General features: G+C 60.4%; 11 protein-coding genes. 9 read left to right on the plus strand and 2 right to left on the minus strand.

All coding sequences use genetic code 11. The features are described 5' to 3' along the window. Position 1: 1 nt before the first annotated feature. Genes cobN through EKM04_RS02070 form a run of 5 tightly spaced genes read left to right on the plus strand, consistent with a single transcriptional unit; the run spans position 2 to position 6,906 of the window. Positions 2 to 3,352: a cobaltochelatase subunit CobN gene (gene cobN, locus EKM04_RS02050; protein WP_183896473.1), complete on the plus strand. Its 3,351-nt coding sequence runs from the start codon at positions 2 to 4 to the stop codon at positions 3,350 to 3,352. Next, positions 3,349 to 4,740, plus strand: a complete 1,392-nt coding sequence (gene cobG / locus EKM04_RS02055; RefSeq protein ID WP_183896471.1) for a precorrin-3B synthase — start codon at positions 3,349 to 3,351, stop codon at positions 4,738 to 4,740. Before cobN ends, cobG begins: the two co-directional genes overlap by 4 nt. Continuing rightward, entirely contained in the window at positions 4,737 to 5,369 is a 633-nt protein-coding gene (locus EKM04_RS02060) for a precorrin-8X methylmutase (protein WP_183896469.1), read from the plus strand. The genes cobG and EKM04_RS02060 overlap by 4 nt, the downstream gene beginning before the upstream one ends. Beyond that, complete coding sequence (locus tag EKM04_RS02065) at positions 5,366 to 6,148, plus strand: precorrin-2 C(20)-methyltransferase (RefSeq protein ID WP_183896467.1); 783 nt, start codon at positions 5,366 to 5,368, stop codon at positions 6,146 to 6,148. The genes EKM04_RS02060 and EKM04_RS02065 overlap by 4 nt, the downstream gene beginning before the upstream one ends. Further along, on the plus strand, positions 6,145 to 6,906 hold the full coding sequence (locus EKM04_RS02070) for a precorrin-3B C(17)-methyltransferase (RefSeq protein ID WP_183896465.1): 762 nt from the start codon (positions 6,145 to 6,147) through the stop codon (positions 6,904 to 6,906). The genes EKM04_RS02065 and EKM04_RS02070 overlap by 4 nt, the downstream gene beginning before the upstream one ends. On the opposite strand, the gene EKM04_RS02075 is transcribed toward EKM04_RS02070, so the two are convergent. Then, positions 6,873 to 7,640 carry a cobalt-precorrin-6A reductase gene (locus EKM04_RS02075; protein WP_183896463.1) on the minus strand — a complete coding sequence of 256 codons (768 nt, stop codon included), beginning with the start codon at positions 7,638 to 7,640 and terminating at the stop codon, positions 6,873 to 6,875. The two genes, EKM04_RS02070 and EKM04_RS02075, sit on opposite strands and share 34 nt — an antisense overlap. Between EKM04_RS02075 and cbiE the strand changes: the two genes are divergently transcribed. Genes cbiE through cobM form a run of 3 tightly spaced genes read left to right on the plus strand, consistent with a single transcriptional unit; the run spans position 7,639 to position 10,039 of the window. Beyond that, complete coding sequence (gene cbiE / locus EKM04_RS02080; protein ID WP_183896461.1) at positions 7,639 to 8,895, plus strand: precorrin-6y C5,15-methyltransferase (decarboxylating) subunit CbiE; 1,257 nt, start codon at positions 7,639 to 7,641, stop codon at positions 8,893 to 8,895. The genes EKM04_RS02075 and cbiE overlap by 2 nt on opposite strands. Then, entirely contained in the window at positions 8,874 to 9,269 is a 396-nt protein-coding gene (locus tag EKM04_RS02085; protein ID WP_183896459.1) for a cobalamin biosynthesis protein, read from the plus strand. Before cbiE ends, EKM04_RS02085 begins: the two co-directional genes overlap by 22 nt. Then, positions 9,266 to 10,039, plus strand: coding sequence for a precorrin-4 C(11)-methyltransferase (gene cobM, locus EKM04_RS02090; protein ID WP_183896458.1), 774 nt, complete (start codon positions 9,266 to 9,268; stop codon positions 10,037 to 10,039). The genes EKM04_RS02085 and cobM overlap by 4 nt, the downstream gene beginning before the upstream one ends. Here cobM and EKM04_RS02095 read toward each other — a convergent pair. Continuing rightward, positions 9,994 to 11,124: a cobalt-precorrin-5B (C(1))-methyltransferase gene (locus EKM04_RS02095; protein ID WP_183896456.1), complete on the minus strand. Its 1,131-nt coding sequence runs from the start codon at positions 11,122 to 11,124 to the stop codon at positions 9,994 to 9,996. The two genes, cobM and EKM04_RS02095, sit on opposite strands and share 46 nt — an antisense overlap. A 92-nt stretch (positions 11,125 to 11,216) precedes the next feature. On the opposite strand from EKM04_RS02095, the gene EKM04_RS02100 reads away from it, so the two are divergent. Further along, complete coding sequence (locus EKM04_RS02100; RefSeq protein ID WP_183896454.1) at positions 11,217 to 12,530, plus strand: cobyrinic acid a,c-diamide synthase CobB; 1,314 nt, start codon at positions 11,217 to 11,219, stop codon at positions 12,528 to 12,530. Positions 12,531 to 12,618: the final 88 nt, after the last annotated feature.

Consider the following 12,618-nt stretch of genomic DNA (forward strand, 5'->3'; position numbering starts at 1 on the left):
CATGCACATCCTCGCCACCACATCTTCGTCTCTGGACGACCTGATCGAGCCGGTTGATCTCAATCAGGGCAAGGCTGATGTGGTGGTGATGTCCTTTTCGGCCAGCGATCTTGGAGGTCTGGAGCGTGCGTGGCAGCGAAGCACGGATGGTTCGGTGTCATTCGTGTCCGAAAATCTTTTCGAGCTGCGGCATCCCATGTCTGTCGATCTGTGGCTCGAGAAGACCGCAGAACATGCAAAGTTGATCCTTATCCGGATTCTCGGTGGTGCCGACCGTTGGCGTTATGGCGTCGATGAGCTTGCCAGAATGGCGAGACGACGCGGTATCAAGCTGGTGCTTCTGCCGGGAGAATGCAGCGAGCGTGACGATAAACTGGAAGCGGCATCCACGGTCGATCTGCCGACGCAGGCCAAGATCCTGTCGTTCTTTCGCCAAGGTGGGCCTCAGAATATGGACCGCGTGGCGAAAGGACTTGCGGCTTTTGCGCAAGGCGCCACCTGGCCAGACATCGAAGCGGAGCCCCTGCCGAAAACCGGGTTCTACCGACCCGGCGAGGGTGTTGTCGATCTTTCAGAGGCGCTGAGTGGATTTTCAGACGACGCGCCTCTGCTGCCGATCCTGTTCTATCGTTCCATGCTGATGGCCGCTGACGTCGCTCCCATTGACGCGCTATATGGGACCTTACGTCAGCGTGGATTCGCCCCGCTTCCGATCCTCGTCGGCGGTTTGAAGGATGTGGAAACGATCCGGTTTCTGGAAGAGACACTCGTGCCACTGAAACCGGCGGCGATGATTGCGGCGACTGCCTTTGCCAGCCATGTCGATAGAGAGGGCCATAGCCTGTTCGACCGGCTGGGCGTAGCGACGTTTCAGGTTATCATGGCCACCACGCGTCGCGATGGCTGGGCGGACAATGTGCGGGGCCTCAATCCGTCTGATCTCGCCATGCATGTGGTGCTGCCAGAGCTGGATGGCCGGATTCTGGCCGGCGCCATCTCCTTCAAGCAGCCCGACCCTGACGGGGGTCGCGGGCTCGTCCATTGTCCAGAAGCCGATCGCGTCAACCAGGTTGCGGACCGCATTTCAGCTTTCCTGCGGCTGAAGCATACGGCGCCATCGCAGCGTCGAATTGTCATCCTGATGCCGGATTATCCCGGTGCCGCACCGGGACGCACGGGTTATGCGGTGGGTCTGGATGTTCCCCAGAGTGTGCTGGAGATGCTGCGCGATCTTCGCGACGCGGGCTACACGGTGGACGATATTCCCGAGACGCCGCGGGCCTTGCTCGACCGCGTCGAAAACGAGACGGCTTCGTTTGGGTTGGCCGAGTATTCAGCCTTTCGCCGCGCCATGCCCCGAACTGCCAATGTGGCCATGGATGAGACGTGGGACGATGCCGAGGCGGATGATGCTTTTGAAGGCGGCATCTTCCACTTCCGGGCCGCTCGATTCGGCTCCGTAACAGTTGCACTGGCGCCGGATCGTGGCCGCAACGAAGACCGGCGGGCGGATTATCACGACCCTGCTCTACCACCCCGGCATGCGCTGATCGCTTTTGGCGCATGGATGCGGCAGACCCTTGATGCGCATGCGATCATTCATGTCGGCGCGCATGGTACGCTGGAATGGTTGCCCGGCAAGACAGTGGCGCTGTCGCAAACCTGTTTCCCTGAAATCGTCACCGGTGCGCTGCCGGTGATCTATCCCTTTATCGTCTCCAATCCCGGCGAAGCGGCGGTCGCCAAGCGCCGGATCGCTGCGGTGACCATCGGCCATATTCCGCCAGTGCTGGTGAATGCCGGGCTTTCGAGCGAACAGATGGTACTGGAACAGCTCGTCGATGAATATGCTCAGGCCGATGGGCTGGATCGCCGCCGCCGCGACCGGCTGGCGACGCTTATTGTCGAGAAAGCGCGGGAAACCGGCCTTGCGGCAGATGCCGGTGTTGGCTCGCAGGACGATGCCGATACGGCGCTGTCGCGCATTGACGCGTTTCTCTGCGACCTGAAAGATTTCGCCATCAAGGATGGCCAGCATGTGTTTGGTCGATGTGTGGATGATGAGCCTGATGCCCTGAGGCGAGACAGTGCGAAGACTGAAAAAGCGGCGTTGCTGGCAGCGCTCGATGGCCAGCATATCAGGCCCGGCCCTTCCGGCGCACCGGCGCGCGGACGACTGGACGTGCTGCCCACAGGCCGTAACCTCTACGCTGCCGACCCGCGGACCATGCCGACCCCAACCGCTTTCGACCTTGGCCGTATGGCGGGCGAAGAGGTGTTGCGGCATCATCTGCAACGCCATGGTGATTGGCCGAAGCATATCGTGTTCGATCTCTGGGGGTCGGCGTCTCTGCGCAATGGCGGCGAAGATGTGGGCCAGGCGCTGCATCTGATGGGTGCGCGGCCGATCTACGATCAGGCTACAGGTCGCGTCACCGGCATTGAAGTGCTACCGCCAGCGGTGCTGGGACGTCCCCGCGTGGATGTGACATTCCGCATTTCCGGTCTGTTTCGCGATATGTTTCCGGCATTGATCGCTTTGCTCGACGCTGCCGCAAAGGCGATTGCACGGCGCGAAGAATCGCCGGGTGACAATCCATTGGGCGAAGAGGCGGCGGCCCTTGGCCACATTCCCCCGCGCATCTTTGGTTCAGCGCCCGGCACGTATGGTGCGGGTATCGAAGAAAAGCTGGCCAATGGCCGCTGGGATGGGCGCGAGGAGCTGGGCCAGATCTATCTCGATGCCGCAAGCCATGCTTTTGGCGGGGCGGATGGGCTTGGCGTGTTCACCGACGCTGGTTTTGCCGCTCAGATCGAAAAAGCCGACCTGCTGGTTCATACGGGGGACGATCCGGGACGTGACCTGCTGGATGGGTCTTCGGACGTTGCTTTCATTGGTGGTTTTGCAGCGGCCAAGGCAGCGCTTGGCCAATCGGCAGATGTCGTTGCGTTGGATACGACCGATCCGGCACGGCCACGGGCTCGCTCCATTGCGCAGGCCATCACCCGTGTGGTGCGTGCTCGGGCTGTCAATCCACGCTTTATTGCCGGGCAGATGCGGCATGGCCCGCGTGGTGCCTCTGAATTTGCCGAGACAGTCGATCGTCTGATCGGTTTTGCCGAGACGACCCATGCGGTGTCGTCGTCCCTCATCGAAGCACTTTACGACGCCTATTTCGGCGATGAAGAGGTGCGCGATTTCATTCTGCGCGAAAACCCGCAGGCAGCCGAGGTTATGGCGCAACGGTTTCTCTCCGCCCGTCGTCGTGGCCTCTGGCACAGTCGCCGCAATGCGGTGGATGCGGAGTTGGAAATGCTGATCGCCCCGAAACAGACGAGGGAAAGCGCATGAGCGCCCGCCCCCTGGACATCACGCCCTTTACGCGCCGTGGCGTGTGCCCCGCTTTGTCAGCGCCCATGCAGACAGGGGACGGATTGCTGTCTCGGGTGGCGTTTACGGATGCGATTTCGGCTACGGATTTGGAGCGCCTGTGCGCTCTCGGCATTCGCTACGGCAATGGGTTGATCGATCTTACAGCGCGCGGCGGCGTGCAGTTTCGTGGACTGACGGCGGGAAGTGCTGCGGCGCTGGAGGTCGATGTTCTGGCGCTTGGTCTGCCGCTGCGGAAAGGGTTGGCGGTGGAGACATCGCCGCTTGCAGGAATGGATGAGACGGCAATTGCAGAGACGCTCTCAATCGTAAGCCGGGTATCTGAAACGGCTGCTACGCTCGGTCTTGATGATTGTCTGGCGGCGAAAATGTCCGTTATCATTGATGGTGGCGGGCAAGTGGAGATGGCCGAACTGCTCGCTGATATCAGGCTGAAGGCGATTAGGCTTGATGATGGCCTGTTCTGGTTTTTGATGCTGGGTGGGGCGCAAGACCAGAGTTTGAAGGCGGGTCTGCTGCGCGCGGATGATGCTGTTGATGTCGTTATCGAGCTGCTTTCCTGTCTGGCGGAACGGGGGCGGAATGCGCGGGGGCGTGATCTTGAGATTGAGACGGTTCGACGGATTTGCGGAGATCGGTTGATTGAGCATGCTGTCGATGTGCCACCTGCACGGGTTTCCTCTCCTTTTGGTTTGATGCGCTTGGTAGACGACATCCATCGCCCCTCAATATCGCCACTGACAAACAACCGCTTTGCTGCAGCACTGGCACCAGCCTTTGGGCAGATATCAGCAGAGGCACTGTCCTCTCTCTGCGGCAACGCTACAGCGCTCGGTATCAAGAACGTCAGGCCCGGTCCAGCGCATACGCTTTTTTTCATCGGCACAGAGGACGCCTGCCAAGCTCTCCTTGCCCGAGCCGCCGAGTTAGGTTTCGTAACGACTGCCGATGATCCACGTTCGGCAATTGCCGCCTGTACCGGGAAACCGGCTTGTGCTTCAGCCTTCATCGCCACGCGGGCACTGGCAGAAGACGCCGCCATCGAGATTGCCGGGTTGCTGGATGGGTCCCTCACGCTCCATCTTTCTGGATGTGGAAAGGGTTGTGCCCACCCGACCGCTGCGACTTTGGCCTTTTCCGGCTCTTCCGAGGGATTGGCTTTTTCCTATTCCGGTCGCGCTTCAGGCGCCCCAGATGTGATTTTACCCTTTACGGAGCAAAGGGTCGCACTTTCGCGACTTGCCCGTTTATATGAAAAAGAACATAAGCCCGGAGAAAATGCCCGCACCCTGCTTTCCCGTCTTGGCAGGCAGAAGATCGTTGCGGCGCTCCGACAGGAAGATCGATGACTGAATACGACTATATTCGCGATGGTAACGCGATCTATGAGCGCTCCTTCGCGATGGTGCGGGAAGAGGCTGATCTGTCTGCCTTCACGCCTGACCAGGCCGAGATTGCCATTCGCATGATCCATGCCTGCGGGCTTGTCGAGGCGGCACAGCACTTTCGGTTTTCACCAGATTTCGTGTCTGCCGCGCGCGGTGCGCTTGAGGCGGGCAAGCCTGTTTTATGCGACGCCGAAATGGTAGCGCATGGCGTGACCCGGGCGCGTCTACCCGCCCGCAACGCGGTGATCTGCACCTTGCGCGATCCGCGCACGCCTGAACTGGCAAAGCAGATCGGCAATACCCGTTCTGCTGCCGCACTCGACCTCTGGGCCGAAAAGCTGGATGGTGCGGTGGTCGCTATCGGCAACGCGCCGACAGCGTTGTTTTACCTTCTGGAAATGCTGGAGCGTGGTGCGCCCCGCCCCGCCGCCATCATTGGCATGCCGGTTGGTTTTGTCGGTGCGATGGAATCGAAAGATGCGCTGGAGGAAAGCCCCCTGTGTATTCCTTACGCTATCGTCAAGGGGCGCCTTGGTGGTTCGGCGATGACGGCAGCGGCGGTAAATGCCGTGGCGAGGCCCGGACTATGAGCGCTGCATTGTTCGAGCCAGACGCGCAGAAGGTGCTGAAGGGAAAGCTGATCGGTGTTGGTACCGGGCCGGGTGATCCCGAACTTTTGACGCTGAAGGCGGTGCGCGCCATCGAGACTGCCGATGTCGTTGCCTTCTTCTGCAAGAAGGGCAGCAAGGGCAATGGACGCGGCATTGTCGATGGCTTCATCCGCTCTGGCACGCTGGAAATGCCGCTGGTCTATCCCGTGACGGTGGAGAGCGATAAAAACGGTGATGACTATCGCAGCGCGATTGCCGGATTTTTCGACCAGTCGGCGCGGGATATCGCGGTTCATCTGGATGCAGGGCGCAATGTTGCGGTGCTTTCCGAGGGTGATCCGCTGTTTTACGGTTCCTACATGCACCTGCATTTGCGGCTCGCACCGTCTTATCCGGCGGAGGTGGTGGCGGGGATTACCGCAATGTCCGGTTGCTGGTCGATGGCTGGTCTGCCGCTGGTGCAGGGTGACGACATCTTGAGTGTCCTACCCGGTACGCTTGGCGAAGACAGCCTGACGGACCGTCTTTCCGGCACAGATGGCGCTGTCATCATGAAGGTTGGTCGCAACCTGCCGAAAATCCGCCGCGCGCTGGAAAAGACGGGCAAGCTCGAAAGCGCGCTTTATGTGGAGCGTGGCACGATGGCAAACGGTCACGCGATGCGGCTTGTGGAGCATGATGGCTCGCCCGCGCCGTATTTTTCGCTGGTGCTGGTTCCGGGCTGGAAAGATAGGCCAGTGGGTGGAGAGACCCTATGAGCGGATGCCTCACCGTCGTCGGGCTCGGCCCGGGCAATCTGGGGCAGATCACGCCGGAAGCGCTGGATACCGTGCGTGAGGCGGAAGATTTTTTCGGCTACATTCCCTATCTTGATCGCCTCTCGCTTGCTCCGCATCAACGCCGCCATGCATCCGACAATCGCGAGGAAATCTCCCGTGCCGAAGCGGCGCTGACGCTGGCAGCTCGTGGCGGCAAGGTCTGTGTCGTGTCGGGCGGTGATCCCGGTGTTTTCGCCATGGCGGCGGCGGTGTGTGAGGCGATCGAAGCCGGCCCTGCCGAGTGGCGGGACCTCGATTTCCGTGTCGTTCCCGGCGTTACCGCCATGCTAGCGGTTGCTGCCAAAGCTGGCGCGCCGCTGGGGCATGATTTTTGCGCCATTTCGCTGTCGGACAATTTGAAACCCTGGCCGCTGATCGAAAAGCGGTTGATTGCGGCGGCTGACGCCGGTTTCGTGATGGCGTTCTATAATCCCGTCAGCAAAGCGCGACCCCACCAGTTGGCAACGGCGTTCGATGTGCTACGCGCTCATCTTCCCGGCTCAGTGCCGGTCATATTCGGGCGCGCCGCAGGGCGAGCGGATCAGAGAATGCGCGTCGTGCCGCTATCTGACGCTCGAAGCGACATGGCGGATATGGCGACATGCATCATCGTTGGTTCGGTGGAAACACGGTTGATCGACCGGGAAGGGCAAATGCCGATCGTCTATTCGCCGCGTTCATCCAAAAGGGAAAGCTGATGGCGGATGGCGGCCAGCGCAGATTCAATATTCGGCACGGTCATGCCGCTGCCGAGCGGTGGGCGGTCGATCATCAGCACTTTGATGCCAAGTTGTCGCGCCGCTTCGATCTTCGCATAGGCTGCCGTGCCACCGGAATTCTTGCAGACAATAAAGCTGATGCGGTTTTCACGCAGCAGGTTGATTTCGTCTTCCACCGCGAAAGGCCCACGCGCCGTAATGTAACGCGCATGCGGCACGCAGAGCGGCGGCTCGACAGGATCAACGCTTCGGATGAGGTAATTGTGTTGCGGCGCGGCTTGGAAGGGCAAAAGCTCCTGACGACCCAGCGCAAGGAAGGCGTTGGTGCACTCGGCCCCGAGAGCGCTTACGGCGCTGTCGACATTGGCCACACTCTGCCAGTTATCATCAGCCTGTTTTTCCCATGCGGGACGTTGCAGTGTCACCAGCGGTACCTGCGCGATCGCGGCGGCCTGAACGGCGTTGGCGGATATGCGCGCCGCGTAAGGGTGGGTGGCATCCACCAGCAGATCGAAGTCATGTTCCATGATAAAGGCGGCAAGTCCGCTGGCACCGCCAAAGCCGCCGCTTCGCATCGGCACCGGTTGCACAACCGGGTCACGGGTGCGGCCAGCCAGAGAGAGCAAAAGACGGTAGCCGGAGTCTTCAGCCAGTTTTCCAGCCAGAATGCGGGCATGCGCCGTGCCGCCAAGAATGAGTATGGAGCCTGTCATGGCGTCTGAATATGCCGAAATCGATGGCGTATCCACTGAAAAGGCGATAGCGCCCTGGCTTTCCATCGTCGGCATTGGCGAGGATGGACTGGAAGGGTTGGGCCGAAATGCACTTGGCGCCATAGAAACCGCTGACCTCGTCTTCGGTGGTAAGCGGCATCTGGCACTGGCAGCGGATGCGATCCATGGTGAAGCTAGGCCATGGCCGGTGCCGTTCGATGTGGAAATAGCCGAGGTTGTGGCATTGCGAGGCCGAAAGGTTTGCGTACTGGCCTCTGGAGATCCGTTTTTTTACGGTGTCGGTGTGACACTGCTTCGACATGTGGCTGCTGAGGAGGTTGTCTCCTACCCTGCCCCATCGGCGTTTTCCTTGGCTGCTTCGCGACTTGGATGGGCGTTGCAGGATGTGGACTGCGTGTCGCTGCATGGCCGCTCCATCGATCTCATTCGTCCCCGTCTGCACCCGGGCGCGAAGCTTATCGTGCTGACATCGGATGAAAAAGCCCCTGCACCGTTGGCGCAACTTTTGTGCGACGCCAGTTTCGGGCCCTCGAATTTCACGCTGCTGGAGACTTTGGGTGGGCCACGTGAAAAGGTTCGGCATGGAAAGGCGGCGGAGTTTTTGGCTTCTCATGTCGATCCGCTGAATGTCGTGGCAATCGAGGTCGTTGCCGATGAAACGGCGCGTATCCTGCCCTATTCGCAAGGGCTGGACGATGCATTGTTTGAGCATGATGGCCAGATGACCAAAAGGGAAATCCGGGCCGTAACGTTGTCGTCACTGTCTCCGCGTCATGGCGAATTGCTGTGGGATATCGGTGCGGGTTCCGGTTCCATCGGCATCGAATGGATGCTGGCGCATCCGTCGCTGCGGGCCATCGGCATTGAGCAGCACCCGGAACGGGCTGAACGCGCCACGCGCAATGCGCAGGCCTTTGGCGTGCCGGGGCTGGAGGTGATGATCGGGCCGGCACCGCAGGCTTTCGAGGGACTGCCTGCGCCGGATGCAATCTTTATCGGTGGCGGTGGCAGCGAGCATGGTGTTCTGGACGGTGCGATCGAAGCGCTGAAACCCGGTGGGCGACTGGTGGCCAATGCGGTGACGCTGGAAATGGAAGCCATGTTGCTTGGTGCAAAGGCGCGGCTGGGCGGGTCGTTGATAAGGCTCGAGGTTGCGCGTGCGTCCCCGGTTGGTTCCATGCAGGGTTGGCGGGCGGCTATGCCGGTGACGCAATGGGCTTGGGTCAAGCCGTGATTGTTGCCGGGATCGGATGTCGCAGGGGAACCAGCGCCGAGGCAATCATTGCCGCGCTAAACGAGGCGTCGCGGGTCTACGGCGCGAAGGTCGATTTTATCGTGACGGCACCCATAAAAGGTGATGAGCCGGGTTTGATGGAGGCGGCGACACGGCTGGGCATGGCGCTCGTCGTGGTGGCGCGCGCCGATTTTGAACAGGCAGGCCACCGTACGATAACAGAATCGGCAACGAGCCTGAAACATGCTGGCTCTCCCAGCCTTAGCGAAGCAGCGGCTCTGGCGGCTTTGGGACCCCATTCAAGGCTTATCGCCGCGCGTATGGTGATCGGCGATATTACGGTGGCGTTTGCCACGTCTGGAGACGAACAATGACGGTTCATTTCATCGGTGCCGGTCCCGGTGCGCCTGATCTCATCACGGTACGTGGGCGCGATCTGATCGCCGCCTGCCCGGTCTGCCTCTATGCGGGATCGCTGGTGCCGAAAGCATTGCTGGATTATTGCCCTGGTGGTGCGCGGATCGTCGATACGGCGGCGCTTTCGCTTGACGATATCGAGGCGGAATATGTGGCGGCGGCGCGTGAGGGCAAGGATGTGGCGAGGCTCCACTCTGGTGATCTCTCCGTCTGGAGCGCCATGGGCGAGCAGATCCGCCGTCTGGAACGGCTGGGATTGGATTATACGGTCACGCCCGGTGTACCCTCCTTTGCCGCTGCCGCTGCCACCTTGCGGCGCGAGCTGACGGTGCCCGAAGTGGCGCAAAGCCTTGTGCTGACCCGTATTTCAGGCCGTGCCTCTAAAATGCCGGAGACGGAGACGTTGAAGGCTTTCGGCGCGACAGGGGCGACCCTTGCCATTCATCTCGCCATCCACGCCATTGCCAAGGTGGTGGAGGATTTGACACCGCTTTACGGAGCCGATTGCCCGGTCGTCATCGTCGTACGGGCATCATGGCCGGAAGAGCGGGTTATACGTGGCACGCTTGATGATATAGAGGCCAAGCTTGCCGAAGAGACGGTGGAGCGCACGGCGTTGATCTTCGTCGGGAAAGGGCTGGCATCGGAGGATTTTCGCGAGAGCGCGTTGTACAGCACGGATTATGTGCGCCGGTTCCGCTCGCCGGACGGAAAACCCGAGACGTGATGAGAGGGCGCAAAGCCGAAGCGCCCTTTCAAATCTCCATCCCGGTCGAACACCAGAATTTCGAGCGCCGTCTCAGGTAGGTTGAGCGCGTCTGCCGCTGTTTTCCAAGCATTCTCTGCAACGATATTGCCGAGATTGATCCCGGCGCTGCCTGCCATCGTGAAAGCGTGCGCTACCGTGTTGGCGTTTCGGATCAGGTCTGCCAGGGCCTCATCCGCGCCCGCGTCCATGGCGAGTTTCGCCAGCGCATGCAGATCGGCCAGGCCTCGTTTGGAATGAACATCGAGCATGCCCTGCGCCAGCTTTGTCATCTTGGCGACACCACCTGCGATCGTCAATTTTTCGACCGGATGCGTGCGCAGATATTTCAGCATACCGCCAATAAAATCGCCCATGTCGATCAGCGCCGTTTCCGGCAATCCGTGCAGGGCCTGTCCCGCTTTTTCCGAGGCGTTGCCGGTCGCGCCGAGAATATGCGGCAGGCCTTCGGCACGCGCCACATCGATGCCGCGCCAGATGGAGTGGATCCAGGCCGAGCAGGAAAAAGGGATGACGATGCCGGTGGTGCCGAGAATGGAAAGGCCGCCGACAATGCCGAGCCGCCCATTCAGCGTCTTTTCAGCCAGTGCCTCACCATTTTCCACCGCAATCTCGACTTCGAAATCCGCATTCTCCCCAGCCACCTCGCGGATTGCAGAGACAATCATCTTGCGGGGTACGGGGTTGATGGCGGGTTCGCCGATGGCGAGAGGCAGGCCGGGACGGGTGACGGTGCCCACACCCCTGCCCGCCTTGAAGGTGATGCCTTTGCCTGTCTGTGCGCGCCGTATCGTCGTTTCGATCAATGCACCGTGGGTCACGTCCGGATCGTCGCCTGCATCCTTGATGACACCAGCGCGTGCGTAGCCGTCTCCAATTTCACTGGTTGCCAGCGAAAAGCCGACGCGCTTGCCGCTTGGAAGTTCGATCTCGACAGGGTATGGAAAGTCACCGGTCAGCAATGCGGTGCAGGCAGCCTTTGCCGCCGCCGTGGCGCAAGCGCCGGTCGTCCAGCCGCGACGCAGATTTTTTCCATCCGTTTCCATCGTGTTTCTATAGCGGTTACGGGTTTGTCCGTCATCGGGAAACAACAGGCAGTGTGCATGTCGAGACCGCTTATTTTCAAACAGGCTAAGCCATGACGGCGCGAGCGCTCATCATTGGTGCGCCCCGGTCCGGCTCCGGCAAGACCAGCGTCACAATCGGTCTGTTGCGCGCTTTCGCACGGCGTGGGGTCAAAGTGCGGGGCATCAAGACCGGGCCTGACTATATCGATCCCGGTTTCCATGCCTTTGCTGCCGGAACGCCGGGACTTAATCTCGATAGCTGGGCGATGCAGCCGGATTTGCTGCGACACCTGTTTGCACAGCAGGCTGAGGACGCCGAGCTGGTATTGATCGAAAGCGCCATGGGCCTGTTTGATGGTATCGTGGTGCCAGACAACCGAACCGGCTCTGCGGCTGATCTGGCACGTCTGTTCGGTATTCCCTGTTTGCTGGTGCTGGATATTTCCGGCCAGTCGCAGACAGCGGCAGCCGTGGCACATGGTTTTGCCCATTACGATCCGGCTGTCGAAATGGCCGCAGTGATACTGAACCGTGTGGGCAGCGAAAGACATCGCACGCTTTGTTCTAATGCCATCGAAAAGATCGGCCTGCCGGTTGCCGGTTGTGTGATGCGTGATCCGTCGCTGGTGTTACCAGAGCGGCATCTGGGGCTGGTGCAGGCCAGCGAACACCCGGAGATAGACGCCCATATCGAACGTCTTGCCGACGCCATGGAAAACGCGGTCGACCTCGATGCTCTCCTGGCGCTGGCGCGCCCTGTGGATGTGCCGCAGGGATCGGTTGATGCGGCGATTGATCCACCCGGCCAGCGCATCGCCTTGGCGCAGGATGCGGCTTTCACCTTTCTTTATCCGCATCTTCAGCGTCTTTGGCGGCAAGCGGGTGCAGAAATGTTGCCGTTTTCACCCTTGGCGGATGAAGCACCAGACGCATCCTGCGATGTCTGCTGGCTGCCGGGGGGATATCCAGAGCTTTTTGCGGGACGGCTTGCCGCCGCCAATGCTTTCAAAGCGGGGCTAGCCCGGTTTTCGCAGACAAAGCCGGTTCACGGTGAGTGCGGTGGCTACATGGTTCTGGGCGCGGCGTTGGAAGATGCGGAGGGCATCAGGCATAGCATGACGGGGCTTCTGTCCCACGCCACCAGCTTTGCCAGCCGCAAGATGAACCTCGGCTATCGGCAGGCAATGATTGCCAATGATGGCGTCCTTGGGCGTGCCGGTGAGGTGTTGCGTGGTCACGAATTTCATTACGCACGCGTGATCGATCCGGGGCATGACGAAGCCTTTGCAGAGATTGCAGACGGGCAGGGCAAAGTGATTGGGCCATCCGGGAGCAGACGCGGGTTGGTGACCGGTACGTTTTTTCACGCGATTGCCAAAGGTTAAGTTTTTCTCATCGATATGGTGGTGGAGGAATTCCGCCGTCTTCCTATATTGTCGTGTGAGTGCTGAACCCTTAGGCTCGACCCGTTGA

Origin of the sequence: Rhizobium skierniewicense Ch11 (genome assembly GCF_023757665.1) — a bacterium.
Classification (GTDB): Bacteria; Pseudomonadota; Alphaproteobacteria; order Rhizobiales; family Rhizobiaceae; genus Agrobacterium; species Agrobacterium skierniewicense.